The sequence below is a fragment of the Weizmannia sp. FSL K6-3076 genome, assembly GCF_038007245.1.
Lineage (GTDB): Bacteria > Bacillota > Bacilli > Bacillales > Bacillaceae_C > Weizmannia > Weizmannia faecalis.
Map to the genome: position 1 here is coordinate 3,155,123 of NZ_JBBOWU010000001.1, position 16,421 is coordinate 3,171,543.

General features: G+C 46.3%; 12 protein-coding genes and 2 pseudogenes. 3 read left to right on the forward strand and 11 right to left on the reverse strand.

Features of this window, described 5'->3' with window-relative positions:
• Positions 1-48: 48 nt before the first annotated feature.
• From NSS95_RS14915 to NSS95_RS14955, 9 genes and pseudogenes are all read right to left on the reverse strand, one after another.
• Positions 49-417, reverse strand: a complete 369-nt coding sequence (locus NSS95_RS14915) for a hypothetical protein (protein ID WP_052042138.1) — start codon at positions 415-417, stop codon at positions 49-51.
• A 26-nt stretch (positions 418-443) separates the two neighbouring features.
• The gene (locus NSS95_RS14920) at positions 444-1,673 is read right to left on the reverse strand and encodes an FAD-dependent monooxygenase (RefSeq protein WP_035183292.1); all 1,230 of its coding nucleotides are present in this window, start codon (positions 1,671-1,673) and stop codon (positions 444-446) included.
• A gap of 17 nt (positions 1,674-1,690) precedes the next feature.
• Positions 1,691-2,104, reverse strand: coding sequence for an acyl-CoA thioesterase (locus NSS95_RS14925; RefSeq protein WP_035183291.1), 414 nt, complete (start codon positions 2,102-2,104; stop codon positions 1,691-1,693).
• Between the two features lie 4 nt (positions 2,105-2,108).
• Positions 2,109-3,698, reverse strand: a complete 1,590-nt coding sequence (locus tag NSS95_RS14930; protein ID WP_035183317.1) for a class I adenylate-forming enzyme family protein — start codon at positions 3,696-3,698, stop codon at positions 2,109-2,111.
• Between the two features lie 342 nt (positions 3,699-4,040).
• Positions 4,041-5,216 carry an acetyl-CoA C-acetyltransferase gene (locus NSS95_RS14935; RefSeq protein WP_035183290.1) on the reverse strand — a complete coding sequence of 392 codons (1,176 nt, stop codon included), beginning with the start codon at positions 5,214-5,216 and terminating at the stop codon, positions 4,041-4,043.
• 11 nt (positions 5,217-5,227) lie between these two features.
• Positions 5,228-5,981, reverse strand: a pseudogene (locus NSS95_RS14940) (enoyl-CoA hydratase/isomerase family protein).
• On the reverse strand, positions 5,978-6,850 hold the full coding sequence (locus NSS95_RS14945; protein ID WP_035183289.1) for a 3-hydroxyacyl-CoA dehydrogenase family protein: 873 nt from the start codon (positions 6,848-6,850) through the stop codon (positions 5,978-5,980). The pseudogene NSS95_RS14940 and the gene NSS95_RS14945 overlap by 4 nt, the downstream one beginning before the upstream one ends.
• A 266-nt stretch (positions 6,851-7,116) precedes the next feature.
• Positions 7,117-9,294: a helix-turn-helix domain-containing protein gene (locus tag NSS95_RS14950; protein WP_326244458.1), complete on the reverse strand. Its 2,178-nt coding sequence runs from the start codon at positions 9,292-9,294 to the stop codon at positions 7,117-7,119.
• Between the two features lie 262 nt (positions 9,295-9,556).
• Positions 9,557-10,911: pseudogene (locus NSS95_RS14955) on the reverse strand (MFS transporter).
• A 235-nt stretch (positions 10,912-11,146) separates the two neighbouring features.
• On the opposite strand from NSS95_RS14955, the gene NSS95_RS14960 reads away from it, so the two are divergent.
• Positions 11,147-11,932, forward strand: coding sequence for an IclR family transcriptional regulator (locus tag NSS95_RS14960; RefSeq protein ID WP_014096871.1), 786 nt, complete (start codon positions 11,147-11,149; stop codon positions 11,930-11,932).
• A 73-nt stretch (positions 11,933-12,005) separates the two neighbouring features.
• Here NSS95_RS14960 and NSS95_RS14965 read toward each other — a convergent pair whose 3' ends face one another.
• Positions 12,006-12,842, reverse strand: a complete 837-nt coding sequence (locus NSS95_RS14965; protein ID WP_014096870.1) for a fumarylacetoacetate hydrolase family protein — start codon at positions 12,840-12,842, stop codon at positions 12,006-12,008.
• 15 nt (positions 12,843-12,857) lie between these two features.
• On the reverse strand, positions 12,858-13,970 hold the full coding sequence (locus tag NSS95_RS14970; RefSeq protein WP_014096869.1) for a cupin domain-containing protein: 1,113 nt from the start codon (positions 13,968-13,970) through the stop codon (positions 12,858-12,860).
• Between the two features lie 573 nt (positions 13,971-14,543).
• On the opposite strand from NSS95_RS14970, the gene NSS95_RS14975 reads away from it, so the two are divergent.
• Together NSS95_RS14975 and NSS95_RS14980 are read left to right on the forward strand one after the other, a co-directional pair.
• The gene (locus NSS95_RS14975) at positions 14,544-16,025 is read left to right on the forward strand and encodes a DASS family sodium-coupled anion symporter (RefSeq protein ID WP_014096868.1); all 1,482 of its coding nucleotides are present in this window, start codon (positions 14,544-14,546) and stop codon (positions 16,023-16,025) included.
• A gap of 156 nt (positions 16,026-16,181) precedes the next feature.
• On the forward strand, positions 16,182-16,385 hold the full coding sequence (locus NSS95_RS14980) for a hypothetical protein (protein WP_174719647.1): 204 nt from the start codon (positions 16,182-16,184) through the stop codon (positions 16,383-16,385).
• The last annotated feature ends 36 nt before the right edge of the window (positions 16,386-16,421 follow it).

Below are 16,421 nucleotides of genomic sequence, written 5' to 3' on the forward strand. Positions count from 1 at the left end.
ATCAAAAATTGTATCGTTTCCTGGTCCCCAAAAATGGCATAAGCCTGATCAAATGTACGGTGTAAAAATGGCTTCCGGCATTTTATACACAAGCTCTTCTAGAATTTTCTCCTTGCCGTGGGCGTCTATTTTTATTTTTAATTGATCCGGAATGTCTTTTAAAACATTCCATAGCTCACATCCTTCAAATGTAAGCTGTTTAGCCGTATCCCCCAGTTTTTCTTTTGAAATCCACTTTACATCCAGTTTCCGAGTACCGAAACAGGCGGCAAATTCCTTTATTTTCTGCTCCGCATACGGATTCTTCCTACCGGCATTGCTGTACCACAGAACAGAGACAAGGCGGGCAATCATCTCATTAACGGACCTGGCAAGCGATCCGTACTTTTTTTCACTGACGACTTCGGCAACAGCCATGGTGCACACTCCTTTCGCCTGGACATTTAATATTTCGTTGTCAGTTCTGGCGGTCCAAACTTCGGCCCATATGGCCCCTCGTCCAGCCACCTTCCCATGCTCGGCACGACAGAAACGAGCGATGCGGCAATTTCCCGTTTCATATTCATTTCGCGCGAATCCCCTTGCAAATGGTGTAACGCCGTTGAAGAGCCGTCCCGGTTCCAAAGCGCGGCAATTCTGCGTTCCTTGGCAGATGCGGCGATAGCTGCTTTTCTTTCTTCCTCAGAAGGAGCAGAAAGCGCCTTTTCAATGCCGCGGACAGCAATCACGGCATCCGGCACACCCGAATTCAGGCCGCGCGCGCCAAACGGGGCAAACAGGTGGGCGGCTTCTCCTGCGAGCAGGACACGGTGGTGCTCGTCCGTAAATGCATTGACGACCACCTGATGGAAACGATACGAAGAAACCCATGTAATGCTGTCTGCATATTTAGGATCCATCACTTTCGGAAGCCATTTTTTTACATTTTCAACGCTCATGTAATCTTCCGGCTTGTCGGAAGAGAGCAATTGGAGATCAATTCGCCAGCCGTCTTTGAACGGAACAAACATGACATTTCGTCCTCCCATAGCCGGGTGTTGGTAATGGAAAGTCCGCTCTAGTGGAAGTGGATTGTCCGGATCTTCCTTGACATCGACGACAATAAATGTATCCGCTGTCCGCGGTCCTTCAAACCGGAGGCCGGCCTGCTCTCTGACAACCGAGCGCGCGCCATCACAGCCGATCACATATTCCGCCTCCCATACATTCCCGTTTGCTGTTACCAAGCGGACACCGCTTTTTGAAATATCCATGGTTTGGACCGGTTCTCCCCACACAAATTCAACACCGGCATGTACACACGCTTCATACAGATATTTTTCAATTTCATGCTGGTGGAGCGATGTAAAATGCGGCAGATGATGCGGGTCTTTGTTGTCGGTCACACCGTAGTTGCGCACATACACTTGTTTGCCTTTATAAAGCGTGCGCTTCACCGGCCAAATAATCCCGTTCCGTGCCAATGTAAAACCTAGCCCTCTTGATGTTTCTTCAAGCAGTTTTAACGTCGCATTGTGCAAATAGATGGCCCTGCTTCCGGCGCGGGGCCTGCCATACGGTTCTGCCTCGATCACAACAGAAGATATGCCTTTTTCTTTTAAAGCAAGGCCGGCCACCAGTCCGACCGGCCCGGCGCCGACAACAACCACATCCGTTTTTTTCGTTTCTCCCATCGTTGCATGTCTCCTTTTTATCGATTTGAAGTCTCGGCAAGCAATATTTCTTTGATATCTTCAGGAATCGGGAAGGCTTTCGGCTTTTCATCGAAAAGTGCCCACGCCCTAATTTCATACCCTTCTGCAACCGGCTGCCCGTCTTTTATAAAGCGGTGACCGATTTTAAAGACTTTCTTCCGCAGTTCTTGTATTTCGCTTTGCACTTCTACCTCATCCTCAAATTGAAGCGGGCTTTTAAACTGGCAGTGAGCTTCGAGAAGCGGGATAATCGTTTGCCGTTCAGCCAATATTCTAGATGATGAAAACCCTGCCGTGGCAAAAAAGTGATGTGTCGCTTCATCCATCCATTTGTAAAAATTCGGGTAAAACACAATCCCTGCCGCATCCGTATCGCCCCATTTCACATCAAATCGGTATATGGCCGGCATGGATTCACTTCCTTTCCAGTGATTTTGGATTGCTTTGAACAGCGGTTTTCAGCAGCTGCTCCCGGAGTCTGACTTTTTGAATTTTGCCGCTTGCCGTCGTTGGAAAATCCTGTGTGAACAAAATGCGTTGCGGTACTTTATAAATCGCAATTCGCTCTTTCAAATAGGTGAGGATGTCTTCCTCCGAACAATCCGCCCCTTCTTTGAGACGAATGACAGCGCATACAATTTCACCCAGCACTTCATCCGGAAATCCAATTACCGCAGACTCAAGGATATAGGGATGCTTCGACAAGACGGCTTCAATTTCCTGTGGGTAAATATTAAATCCGCCGCGGATAATCATTTCCTTTTTCCGGCCGACAAATTTCAGATAGCCATCCTCATCGAGCATGCCTAAATCTCCTGTATAGAACCAGCCTTCGCTGTCAAGCACCTGGTCCGTCTGTTCCGGCATCTTATAGTACTCTTTCATAACCGCAAAGCTTCTAACAGCAATCTCTCCGACCACACCATGCGGAACCGTCTCCCTTTTGTCATTGACAATCTTCAGTTCGACACCGGGGATTGGCCGGCCAAGTGTTTCCAAAATTTTATCTTCATCATCTTCAAAGGTGGTAGAAGTGACAGTCACGGCTTCTGTAATGCCAAAAGACTGATTCAGTTCCATTCCCATTTTCTCCCTGATTTCTTTGACTTTGTTGGGAGGAATAGGGGAGGCACCGACAATCCCGGTTCGAAGCGAAGAAAGATTATAATTTTCCAAATTTTCCACTTCCAATTGTTTCAAAAACATGGTTGGGACCCCTTGCTGAACGGTTATGCTCTCCTGTTCAATCAGTTTCAACGTTTGCTCCGCCCGGAATTTTTCCTGCAACAGGATCCGAGCTCCGGCGGAAATGGCGCAAACCAGGTTAATCGCCAGCCCAAATATGTGGAAAAGCGGGGCTGAGATGATAAAGGCATCCTGATCCGTGCATTTCAAGACGGATGCAATGGTACGGGCAGATTGGACTACTGCCCGGTGTGTGATCATGACACCTTTTGGCTTGCCGGTCGTTCCGGATATATATAAAATACAAAAGACATCATTGTCCGCGTCTATTTTCGCCTTTTGGACGGATCTATAGCTTGCCGCCCCACCGGTATACTCATCAAACGAAGGAAAACCCATCAGCGGGAACCGTACGGTAATGGATTCTTTTACCCATTGTAAAGATTGTTGGAAGCCAAGGTTTTTTTCCAAACTTTCGGAAGCAATTAAAAGAACAGGTGCTGCATTATCGAGAATGTATTCCAACTCATGAGATTTATAAAGCGGATTGATTGGAACAAGAATTGCGCCTATTTTGGCTGCGGCAAAATTGATGACAGCCGTTTCATACCAGTTTGGCAGGCTGACGGCAGTCCGGTCACCTTTTTTCACGCCCTTTGCTGCCAGTACATTGGCGAAATGATCTACAGCTTGTAAGAGTGCCGAATAAGAAACTCTATTTTTCAGATCATATATCGCTTCTTTTCGCCCGTATTTTTCCGCCGTAAAAACCAATTGTTCGTATACGCTGAAAAGATTCGGATCTTTCTCCACGGCCATCCCCCTGTTCATGTAAAATAAAGAAACCGGCACCATGACAAAAAGGTCCACCATCGTGGCCAAACCTTCAAAAAAACAAATCGGGATCTGTTTTTGGCTCAATTGTCCGCTTGTGCCTTTCAAAGAGACAAATCATTCCCGCAATGCAAACCAAATGTCTTTGGGGACTCCTGCTAAAGACAAATCGTTGCGGAGCATCCTTTTGTGCTTCTCTAAAACGCAAATCAAATCTGCAACATAAGCCAAGTGTTTTTTGAACCCCCAAAAATAGCAGCTGCCTTTTTACGGTCGGCTTGTGCAAGCGTCTGAACCTGTCCTATGCGCTCCTCCTTCAGGTAAAAATTACAGGGCTTCCCAGACTGCTGCGATTCCCTGCCCGCCGCCGATGCACACAGCAGAAGCACCGTACTTTTGTTTTCGCCTGCGCATTTCATATATCAGGGCAGTGGTGATCCTCGTGCCACTTGCTGCAAGCGGGTGCCCGAGCGCAATCGCACCGCCGTTCACATTCCCGATCTCAAGATCAAAACCGAGTTCTTTCTGGCACGCCAAATACTGTGCAGAGAAGGCTTCATTGATTTCAATTAAACTTAGATCACTTATCGTAAGCTTTGCTTTCTGTAAAGCGTTTCGGATTGCTGGAACCGGGCCAATCCCCATATATTTCGGCTCCACGCCGACAACATTCCAGGACACAAGGCGGGCAATGGGCTTTAAGCCTTTTTGCTCCGCATAGTCGCTTGATGCCACTACCACTGCACCGGCGCCGTCCACCATCCCGCTTGCATTCCCTGCTGTGACCACGCCGTTTTCTATGAATCTCGGTTTCAGCCGGGCGAGCTGCTCCATGCTCGTGTCGCGGATATGTTCATCGTCTTTCACGACAATGTCCCCTTTCCGCCCTTTTACCACAACCGGCACAATCTCTTCCTGCAAGTACCCCTTTTCCCGTGCCCGTTTCGCCCGTTCGTGGCTGGAAAGGGCATGCTGGTCGATTTCTTCTCTCGTAATCCCGTATTTTGCCGCCAGGTTCTCGGCCGTTTGTGCCATCGTGCAGTCCCCGTATGTATCATACAGACCGTCCCACAGCCAGTCCTCCACTTTCGGGGAACCGAGCGGGCTGCCCCAGCGCATGCCCCGAATGACATGCGGCACCTGACTCATATTTTCCGTTCCGCCGGCAAGAACGACTTCCGCTTCCCCGGTTAAAATATAGCGCGCCGCTGTTACGATCGCTTCAAGCCCCGTCCCGCACAGCCGGTTAATTGTAATAGCAGGCACATCAATCGGCGTCCCTGCCTTCAAGCCGACATGCCTTGCGAGCAAATGGGCATCTTTGCTCGATTGCTGTACATTGCCGAAGACGACATGGTCAATTTCTTCAGCTGAAATATTCGATTTTTTAATGGCTTCTTTTGCCGCAATCGCCCCCAGATCGGTGGCCGTGATTTCGCGCAATGAACCCGAAAGCTCTGTAAACGGCGTTCTTGCGCCTTCAAGCAGTACAATATCGGTCATTTGATCCCCCCCTATCTGCCAGAAAAAGCCGGTTTCCTTTTTTCAACAAAAGCGTTTAATCCTTCTTTTCGGTCTTCGGTGGAAAAAGCATTGCCAAAGCAGGCCGCTTCAATCGTAAGCCCGGTTTCTATATCGGTATTCGAGCCGGCATTGACCGCTGTTTTCAACATTTGCAGTGCGACCGGCGGCTTCTGTGCAAGTTTCCGGGCCCACTCTTTCGCTGTATCTAGCACTTCATCCGGCGGCACAACTTTATTCACAATATGCAGCGCAAGCGCACGGTTTGCGTCTATCATCTCCCCGAAGTAGAGCAACTCCTTTGCGACCCCCTGCCCGACGATTTTTTGCAGGCGCTGGGTACCGCCGCCGCCCGGAATAATCCCGAGGCCGGCTTCCGGAAAAGCAAATTTAGCTTTTTCGGAACTGATCCGCAAATCACAGACAAGTGCAAGTTCAAAACCGCCGCCCAATGCAAGGCCGTTTAACGCGGCAATGACCGGTTTCGATGTATTTTCGATTTGGGTAAAAACCGCCCGCGACATTTTATTGCCCGGCCATTTCATTAATATCGGCGCCGGCCACAAACGCTTTTTCCCCGCTTCCGGTCAGGACAATGGCGCGTACTTCATCGTCTGCATCCAGTTCATGAAAAATATGCGATAACTCCTAGAATACTTGTGTGCTGAGCGGATTGACAGGCGGCCTATTGATTGTGACGACTGCAACCGACTCTTCTTTTTCGCATAGCAAATATTGATGACTCACGCTTTGACCTCCTCTTTGTTGTAATCATAAAATCCCGCGCCAGTCTTTTTCCCGAGCCGGTTCGCTTTTACGAGCTGTTTTAACAAAAGCGGTGGTGCAAAATGCGGGTCGTTCAACTCTTCTTTTAAATAATTCATGACATGGTAGCCGATATCAACGCCGGCAAAATCTTGCAGCGTAAACGGCCCCATCGGATAGTTCAGCCCAAGTTTTACCGCCTTGTCGATATCTTCCGCCGTTGCCACGCCTTCTTCCAAAATTTTAATGGCTTCGATAAATTGCGGAATCATAATGCGGTTGACAATAAAGCCGGGAGAGTCTTTTTTCACCTCCACCGGTTCTTTCGATAGCGCTTTGGATAACGTTTTCAATTCTTCCACCGTTTCATCGCTCGTGTTGAAACCCCTAACAACTTCCACGAGTTTCATCAACTGGGCCGGATTGAAAAAGTGCATGCCTGCAACGCGATCAGGCCGGGTGGTGGCGGAGGCGATTTCCGTAATCGACATCGAAGACGTATTTGTAGCAAGAATGACATGGTCTGGGACAATCCCGTCAAGCTGCGAGAATACTTGTTTCTTCAATTCCAAGTCTTCAAGGACAGCTTCAATGACAATATCGGCATCTTTCATGTCATCCAGATTGGTTGTCGTCCGGATTCGCGCAAGCGTTTCCTGTTTTTCCGTCTCCGTCATTTTTCCTTTTGCAACACTTTTGGACATAAATTGGTCCATCCTCGCCAAAGCGCCGTCAAGAAAACGGTCTTCAATGTCCCGTAAAATGACCTGGAATCCCTTCATGGCTGCTAAATTGGCAATGCCGGATCCCATTGAACCGGCGCCTACTACCCCAATGGTTTGAATTGACATATTTTTATCTCCCATCCTATTATACTTAACTTTCTGTTAATTTATTGTAAGCCTTTTCGATTTGGATGGGTACCTGCAGACTGTATGGTTTTTTTAAAACTTTTCCTACACTTTGTAGGAGTGTTTCCGCCTTCCAGCGTTCCTGATCGGCTAGGCCGTACTGTCAAAAACAAACCGTTTAAAACGCTTGCCTTTTTGGATCCTTGTCTGTGACAGGTTTTTTCAAAGAAAAAACACCTTTCATCTAAAAAGGTGTCCATCTCTGTTTAAGCGTCTTCATCGGGAAGACGTTTTTTACGATATCCGTACATCTCATATAACTTAAGGGCCATCATCAAATTGAAGCGCGTTTCCGAGTCATTCAGCCTAATGTTCAACAGCGACTCAATTCTTTCAAGCCGGTAGAGCAGCGAGCTTCTGTGCATGAACAACTCCTTTGAGGTGCTGTTGACGTTCCCGTTATTTTTTAAATACACATCCAGTGTGTGGCAAAGATTCATGCTTTTTGAATCAGAATACTCGATTAAAGGACCCAGCTGTTTTCTTAAAAACAAGTCAATGGCAGTGGGGTTGTTCAGATGATGCAGAATGGTATAGGAACCGAGCGCTTCAAAAAAAGCGAATTTTTCCTTTCGCAGGCGAGCCTTTACGACTTTATGCGCCTGCAATGCCTGTTTGAAGCTTTCTTGATAATCTTCTACATTTGCTGTTTCAGACCCGATTCCCATAAACAGCGCACAGTTTTTCCATTCATCCGCTGCCCAATGTTCCATTTTTTCATGCAAGGCTGGCCAGTCATGCCCTTTTTCGCGTGTTGCCGGGGCAATGACAATAAACATGCCTTCCACGCTTGCCGTTAGGATGTCTTTGTCCCACTCCAGCAATTTTGATTTGATAAAATCCCATATTTGTGCCGTCTGATCTTCCTTTTGTCCGTCCGGCGCAATGGATAGAACAGCAACTCGGTGACTTTTAAATAAATCCCACTGCAAAAAATTGGCATATTGCAGGACGGACTTTTTATTTTTGATTTTACCGGTTAAGATCTGGCTGACAAAACTGTCCTTTTCCTGCTCTTTCGCTTCGAGGACGAGCCGCTGCTTCATAAATTGGATCGAGCATATATTTTTGGACAAATCAACGGTAAGCCGGTCAAATTCATCGAAACCATCCGGATTTCTTCCTATTGCCAAAAATCCGAGCAGGCGGTTTTCAGCGCTGATCCGCCAAAAGGAAAAAACAGATTCATCCGGGTTTTGAACCGTAAATCCATCTTTAAAAGATTTTTTTAGCTTTTTCGCCTCCTGTGCGAGCGCTGTAACGTTAACCGGTTTTTCTGGGCTTATGGTTTGAATGGCAATTGGTTGCATGAACTGATCAAATAACACAATAGAGCTTTTAAAAATTTCCGCGAACGCAAAGAGGATCGCATCGAAACTTTCATTTTTAACGGTTTCTTTGATCAGCTTTTGCTCATAGTCGAGAAGACTGAGCAATCGGTTTTTGCGTTCTTTTTCATTGTTGTAAAGCCGGGCATTTTCAAGCAGGGCTGCAATATATTGGGAAAGAAAGTCCAGCACGGCCAGGTCTTCTTCCGTAAATCGGCCGGAATACTTTTTTTCAATATGCAGCACCCCTACTGTTTTGACGTTCACAACAAGTGGGATAGTCAGCTGGCTGCTTCCCGGTTCTTCAAGATAAGGAAAGGTATCTTTTAAACGGTAATTATCCATCGGAATGATTTTCGGGTAGTCCATCTTCCCGTAGGCCGGGGGTTGAAAAACAAAGCTGTTTTCTTTCTCGCTATAGGCGTAAATGCAGGCAAAATCCGCTTTTGTCCACAGGCCTGCCTTTGAGGTTAAATCCGCAATATAATTTTCGAACGGTTTTTCCAAGGAAAGGCTCTGGCTGATCCACTCCATCCCTTTTATTCTTTTTGATTGCATTTCTTTTTGCTTCACCATTTTTAAAATGACGGCGATGTCTTTTCCAAACTCCTCAAAAGACTGTTCGAGGTCAAGGAGGGGGACATAATGGTCATACCCGAAAATGCAAAGCCCGAACGGATGGTTTTTTTCCGCCAGCGGAACGGTAAACCACGTTTTTGCCCCCATCTCTTTTAATTTGCTGATAAGCAGGCAGTTTTCATCCCCGTCCTTTTGCGAAGTTAAATTCTGCGCCAGCAGTTTCGGCGTACAGCGCCCAACCGGTATCGGGAATGCGGCGGCAATCGAATCCAGTTTTCCGCTCCAGGCCTTGCAGATCAAAGCGTCCGTTTCGATTAATGCAACCCCTACAAAATCAAAGTTTATTGCTGCATGAAAATAATTCGTCAAATATTGAAGCGCTTCTTCTTCCGTATCAAATTGGATTAACTGGCGCGATGTATTTCTTAAATGCTCCTCCACATCTTTCATCAGCCTGTTCAGCTTAATGTCATGCACGATCCTCCCCTCCTTTTGAATTTTCACGGCTCGTTTTTGACGCTTTGTACACATTCAAGCCTTCCTGTAAAACGCGTGTTCTTTTTGTGCAATACTGTCCCCGACTTTTAACTTTTTGCCGGCTCTTTCGCGATGGAAACGCTAACTTTATTGTATAGAATACCGTGGATCTTGTCACACCATTATTTATTATCTGAATTTACTGCTAAAAATGAGCAAACGGACAGAGAACCTCTTTTCCCTGCCCATTTTGTGTAAACGGCTAATGTGTCGCTTTTATTTCTGAATCCAACTTTTCCTGCTCCCCGGCATGATCGTGCACCCCATACTTCTCCTGGACGAAAAGCATCGCAAGCCCTCCAAGGACTGCCGCTACGGCAATGGCCGAAAAATTGTATTGCGGAGAAAGCTGCAATGAGAGCAAAAATCCGACAAATGTGGGCGCGACGATTCCTCCTATCCTGCCAAATGCCATTGTGCTGCCTAAAGCGGTTGACCGCATTTGGACAGGATAATATTGCGAAACAAAGGCATTGGATAAATTTTGAACACCTACAGAAGCCGCACCCACGATAGCAATTAAACCGGGTGCAAGAACGGTGCTGTTGCTGAAGCCGATAAAAGAAAGCGACAGTGCGCCGACAAAGAATAAAGGCACAAGCACTTTTTTAAAGCCAAGTTTATCGACGAGCGGTCCGAATACAAGGGTTCCCGCGATGGCTCCAACCTGCATCACAGCGGTAAAAACCAAACTGGAACTTAAATCATAGCCGGCCTGCATCATGAGGCGGGGAAGCCATGTATTCATGGAGTAAATCAATACGAATGCACTGAAGCAGGAAACCCAGAACATGCAAGTACTAAAAGCACGCTTTTGTTCAAACAGCTTGACAACCGGAGAGCCTTTCTCCTTAAACGGAACTTCTTCGTATTGTAAAGAAACTGTCTCATCTAAACTTGGGTTCACTCTCCGCAGAACCTGCCTCACTTTTTCTTCATCCCCTTTTGCTAAAAGAAAACTGATCGATTCCGGGAGATGCTTGATGAAAAATGGCGTTAAAAGAAGCGGCAAGCCCTCTATCCAATAAACCGCTTCCCAACCGGCTATAGGAAGCAATGCCCGTGTTGTTAATGCGGCTGCAATGGCGCCGGCAGAGTAACCGCAAAATACAAAGGACACGACTGCAGACCGGATATATTTCGGGGAAAATTCAGTTGCCAATGCAATAACGTTCGGCATAACCCCTCCCAGGCCGACGCCGGCGAGAATGCGAAATACCGTAAACATTACCGGCCCTTGCGCAAACCCGGATAGAAACATAAACAAACTGAAAAGAACCGTCGTAAAAATAATGACATTCTTCCTACCCATTTTATCCGCAAGAACACCAAACGCGATCGCACCGACTGCTGTCCCGATTACCGTATAGCTGCCAATCGCACCAGCTAAAACATCCGAAATTCCCCATTCTTTGATTAAAGAAGGAACAGTCGCGCCGTATACCACAACGTCATACCCATCAAACATAATGGCAAAAAAAGCCAAAAAACCAGCAATCCGTGAAAAGAGTGGAAACGGCTTTGATCAATAACCCGGTTTGGATTCACAAATTTCATTTTTTACCTCCCAATATAATAGTAAATGCTTATAAAATGCATCGATTCAACTGCCTTTTATTTATTTAATTGAATTTTAACAATTTGTTAAATAAACTTTTACATCTGATTTGTAGGAAATCGTTCCTGCCGTTTTAAACAACTTGTTGGAACCATTAACAGCATTCTCTTTTAGTACCCCTCTAAGAATGCTAAAATAGAGAGAAATAACATCGGCAAAAAGGATGCTTGCCTTATGTCTGAAGCAAAAACAACTGTTAAAATCCAATCCCTCCTTGTTGGTTTTTCTATCATTGATGTGATTGTAAAGCATGGCAAACCGATTAAGTTTAATGAAATTCATGCCCGTACAAATATTACAAAAAGCAATCTGTATAAATACTTAAATACACTGATTTCCATTGGTGCCATTCACCGGAATAAAGAAACCGGGTTATACTCCCCCGGAAGCACATTGATCCAATACGGTATGGCCGCAGTCAACCAGGAAGATATTGTGGCCAAAACTGCATATTATCTTGAAGAAATTAATCATACTTTCGGGGAGACGACTTTGCTGGCCGTATGGACGCATGGCGGCCCGATGATCGTAAAAATGATACACAGCCGGGCCGGACTCAATCTCGGCGGGCAGGTAGGAACCATTCTTCCTGTTCATTCAGCAGCCGGGATGCTTTTTGCCGCCTATAAAAAAGGGCCAATGATTGAAGAATGGATTGGAAAGGGCATTGCCAACATGGTTCCTGATGAGAGGAGTAATCTGAGGGAGAAGCTTAAAGCCATTCAAAAAGAAGGCATTTCATTTGCCAAAGATGCCCTGGCAAAATCAATTTCATCAGCTGCCATTCCAATTTTTAATTACGATCGCCATCTGCTCGGTGCAGTTGTCATTGTTGGTCTTGGGGATACGGTTCCATTACGGGCAGAAGAGGAATCCAGTCGTTACCTTTTGCAAAAAAGCCTTGAAATTTCAGCTGAATTCGGATATGAGTCGGGACAGTCACCAGCGGAGGAATCTTAACCGCAAAAACTTTACGGAATCTATCAGAAAAAGGACCGTCAACTGTGATGTTTTGGCGGCCCTTTATTTTAAATTAAATTGTTACATCCACAGTAAATTCCCCAATCTGCTCAATGCTGATTTTAACGCGGTCCCCTTCCCGGATCGGGCCGACTCCCTCCGGCGTGCCGGTTGCAATAATATCGCCCGGATGAAGGGTCATATGGTCGCAAGCCAGTTCAAAACATTTATAGCAGTCATAGATTAAATATTTCGTGCTGCCGCTCTGGCGCAGTTCATCATTTACCCAAAGTGAAATTGCCAGATCATTGGGATTTTTAATTTCATCCTCCGTCACAATCCAAGGGCCAATCGGGGTAAATGTATCAAACGATTTTCTCCATGTCCGCTCTTCATTTCCGCGGATGGAAATATCCAGCAAAGCAAAATATCCGAAAATATAATCCTTTGCTTCCCTTGCTTTTACATTTTTTGCTTTTTTGCCGACAATGTATCCAAGCTCCGCTTCGTGGTCCGTCCGCCTTTCCGGGAATGGGAGAATTATCGGGTCCGTCGGTCCTGACAGCGATTGCGGAGATTTTAAGAACAAGGACAGCTCTTCAATTGTTCTCGGCGCATTGTTAAATTGGTGGTTCATTTCTTCCTGGTGTTTAAGATAATTTACCGGCGCTGCCCATATCTTCCCTGCTCCCGGCACAGGGCATTTGAGTGTAACCCCATTTAAGGGATAAGAAACACCCGAAGCAATTTCCTGTTCAATATTTTCCTTCCATTCATCATAATGTGCCATGAGTTTGAGGAAGGAAGCATGCGGGTCATTGCGATCCCAATTCGTCACTTTTGAAATATCTGTAATGCGATCCCCTGTTACCGCGCCAAGCAAGTCTTCGTTAAAAATTGCGATTTTCACAAATTTCCGCTCCTCTCAGGCAAGTCCGTCCGGTACGAATTCCCTTTCAATTTCCTGGTGCCCGCCATGCTCTTCGTATGCCTCACTATATTCCAGCTCCAGTTTTTCCATAATCGGTTTGTCATTAAATGAAAAGAGAAGGACATCTGCATTTCCGGTATTCACATGCTCATGAACACTCCATGGTGGCAGAATGAAAAAGTCTCCTTTTTCCCACTCAAATTTCTGGCCGTCTATCACCGTATAACCTTTTCCTTCTAACACATGATAAATTGCACTGTGGACATGGCGGTGCGCTTTCGTCTGCCGGCCGGGGCTGAGTTTTTGCATCATGGTTCCGATGCGCGCATCCGCCGAACCACCCGTTTTCGGATTGATGTATTCAATGGCATAGCCGTCAAAAGGATCCCAGTCTTTTTCCGTCATACAATCCAACAATGCACTTACCTGGTTAAACTTATAGGCAAAAACAGGGGATGGATAATCCGGTGCTGGTTTCTCATGCAGTTTTTTAAACGCGTTCCTTGCAAATTGGCCATTGGAATCACTCTCTGAATCTGCCAGCGGATATGATTCTTCTTCGTACGGTTCAAAGAAAGAGGCAGCCAGCGTACGGACAAGGCCTACATCCAATCCATCCATCCAGATCACCGGCCCAGTCCCCTCATGCCTGTGTTCATGCCATGTCCAAGCCGGTGTCAATACCATGTCGCCACGCTCCATGTAAGCTTTCTCGCCGTTCACTGCCGTATAGGCACCAGTTCCTTCGAGAATAAAACGGATAGCTGACTGGGAATGGTGATGGGACGGGGCATACTCGCCCGGCAGAAGCAGCTGGATCCCGGCATACAATGTATGCGTGCCATAACCAACCAGCCCGCGTTTCAGCAAACTTGGATTCTGCAGATAAACAACACGGCGTTCCGCATCTTTTCCCGGTTCCACCAATTCACCGGACTGAAGCACATAATCTTTTATCGTCTGCCATTTCCATAAATAAGATTCAACCTCATGTACCGGTTCCTTTGTGACCATATGTCCCAGATCAAACCATAAAGGGCCAAGATTGTGTTTTTTTAATCCTTCATAAAACTGATTTGCTTTTCCATGCACCTTACTTTCAACCATCCGCCCCACTCCTTTTTCTATATAGTTAATTTAATTATCTATACAGATCTTATTTGATGATATAAATCCTGTCAACTATTTTATTTTATTTTTCTAAAAATTTTTAAGTAAAAAGCCTGCTGGCATCATGTATGCAGGCAGACAGGGCTTTTTCACAATATCAAATGCAGAATTTTTGGCATGGATAGCCGGCCCGAAAATAAGTAAAATCTACGGAACGCAGCATCCGTTCTTTCTAAAACGCATGGAACGGCTGGATAATCTTCTCCGCAACTTTCCAGCATATCCATTTCATTAGACACATCTTTCACGCCTGCAGCCGCCTTAAGCAATCATGTCAAATAAAAAGGGGTTCCAGTTGATGAGAGTACGCTCCCTTCCCCCCAGACTTCTCTTATATACACCTGAGAGTTTAGAAAATTTCATATTTTATGCATCCAGCTGAACCGAGTCCCAACAAAATATCGGAATCACTTACAAAATTACACCAATCTTTAACATTTTCTCCTATATCGCTTTGCTACAATTAAAGTAGGATAAATATTTGGAAGAATTCAAAAGGGAGGGGTCAAAATGAATGCTGCCAACCAGCAAACGAAGAAGATGAAATGGCAATGGGTTTGGATCGCTGCTGCTTTTGCCGCTCTGATTGCGATTACGCTTCTCCCCCACATGAAAGGCCTGCCGATAGCCGGCCAACGTGCACTCGCCATCCTCGCCTTTGCCCTGATATTATGGGTGACAGAGGCTGTTTCCTACCAGGTTAGTGCCGCCATGATTGTTGGTTTAATTGCCCTCTTAATCGGACTTGCGCCAAGTATCCAGGATCCTTCACAAATGACGGGAACAGGCAATGCCCTGGCCATGGCCCTCAGTGGATTCAGCAGCTCTGCCGTTGCTCTTGTAGCCGCAGCCTTATTTCTGGCTGCTGCCATGCAGGTGACCAATCTTCATAAACGGCTTGCCCTCTGGATCTTGTCCCGCGTCGGCACGAAAACGAGTAACCTCGTCTTTGGCGCTATCCTTGTTTCCATCGTATTGGCATTTTTTGTTCCAAGCGCCACTGCCCGCGCCGGTGCCGTGGTCCCGATTTTACTCGGAATGGTAGCCGCATTCGGGCTGCCGAATAACAGCAAACTCGGCGCATTGCTGGTGATTACTTCCGTTCAGGCAGTTTCCATTTGGAACATCGGCATCAAAACGGCGGCCGCCCAGAATATGGTTGCACTCGGGTTTATTCAGAAAGAATTTGAAACGGACATTACATGGAGTTCCTGGTTTTTATATGCGGCTCCGTGGGCATTCATCATGTCCATCCTTTTGTTTTTCGTGATGACCCACTTAATTAAGCCGGAAACAAAAGCCCTTGAGGCAGGAAAAGATTTAATCGAAAATCAATTAAAAGAACTTGGCCATTTAAAAGCTTCTGAGATCCGTTTAATCGTGATTTCCTTGCTTTTATTGCTTTTCTGGACGACGGAAGGAAAACTTCATCCGTTTGATACGACCACTGTCACAATTATCGCGATTGGGATTTTACTGGCACCAAAGATCGGGGTTTTTGATTGGAAATCAGTTGAACATCTTATTCCGTGGGGAACCGTGATTGTGTTTGCAGTCGGCATTTCGCTCGGTACGGTTTTGCTGGACACCCATGGGGCACAATGGCTGTCTAACAAGATATTCGGCTCGCTCGGTCTGGAAACGATGCCGCTCATTGCTACGATTGCCCTTGTATCTTTGTTCAATATCCTGATCCATCTCGGCTTTGCAAGTGCGACCAGCCTGTCTTCAGCGCTGATTCCGATCTTTATTGCCCTCACTTCCACGATCCATCTGGGTGACAACCAAATCGGTTTCGTCCTGATCCAGCAATTTGTCATCAGCATCGGCTTCCTGCTTCCGGTCAACTCACCGCAAGGAATGCTCGCATACGGGACAGGCGCTTTTACGGCAAAAGATTTTCTGAAATCAGGCCTGCCATTGACCATTATCGGTTATCTATTAATCTTATTGTTCAGCATGACATACTGGAAATGGGTCGGATTGCTATAAGCAAGCTCTTTAATATGTAGACGAATGGGGATGGTGAAATGGACAGCAACCGGGATCTCATTTTGGAAAAAATCAGGAATAACCAAGCATGGTATGAATACGGTACTGCCCGGTTCAAAAGGATTTTGTCAGAGAATAAAGGAAGGATGCAGGCGGATGGCACGCATTATTATGATGAAAAAACAGACCGGCTTGAGCAACAGCGTTATTACCGGAAAGCCCGAAAGCACCCTGCATCTGGCCCGGCGTTATTTGCACTTTACCATGATCTCGTGCAAAAAACGCACAAAAACCGGCTGCCGTACCATGTCAGCAAAAACCAGTATTTGGTACATGTGTGGGCCTGCATCCGGACCATGAACGGCCGCACAGCTCATTTTTTGCCTAAAAAAACAG

Coding starts and splice junctions, on each gene's coding strand:
- NSS95_RS14960 (WP_014096871.1), top strand. CDS start 11,147: ATGTCTGAAGCAAAAACAACTGTTAAAATCCAATCCCTCCTTGTTGGT.
- NSS95_RS14920 (WP_035183292.1), bottom strand. CDS start 1,673: ATGGGAGAAACGAAAAAAACGGATGTGGTTGTTGTCGGCGCCGGGCCG.
- NSS95_RS14975 (WP_014096868.1), top strand. CDS start 14,544: ATGAATGCTGCCAACCAGCAAACGAAGAAGATGAAATGGCAATGGGTT.
- NSS95_RS14930 (WP_035183317.1), bottom strand. CDS start 3,698: ATGGCCGTGGAGAAAGATCCGAATCTTTTCAGCGTATACGAACAATTG.
- NSS95_RS14970 (WP_014096869.1), bottom strand. CDS start 13,970: ATGGTTGAAAGTAAGGTGCATGGAAAAGCAAATCAGTTTTATGAAGGA.
- NSS95_RS14945 (WP_035183289.1), bottom strand. CDS start 6,850: ATGTCAATTCAAACCATTGGGGTAGTAGGCGCCGGTTCAATGGGATCC.
- NSS95_RS14915 (WP_052042138.1), bottom strand. CDS start 417: ATGGCTGTTGCCGAAGTCGTCAGTGAAAAAAAGTACGGATCGCTTGCC.
- NSS95_RS14925 (WP_035183291.1), bottom strand. CDS start 2,104: ATGCCGGCCATATACCGATTTGATGTGAAATGGGGCGATACGGATGCG.
- NSS95_RS14935 (WP_035183290.1), bottom strand. CDS start 5,216: ATGACCGATATTGTACTGCTTGAAGGCGCAAGAACGCCGTTTACAGAG.
- NSS95_RS14980 (WP_174719647.1), top strand. CDS start 16,182: ATGGCACGCATTATTATGATGAAAAAACAGACCGGCTTGAGCAACAGC.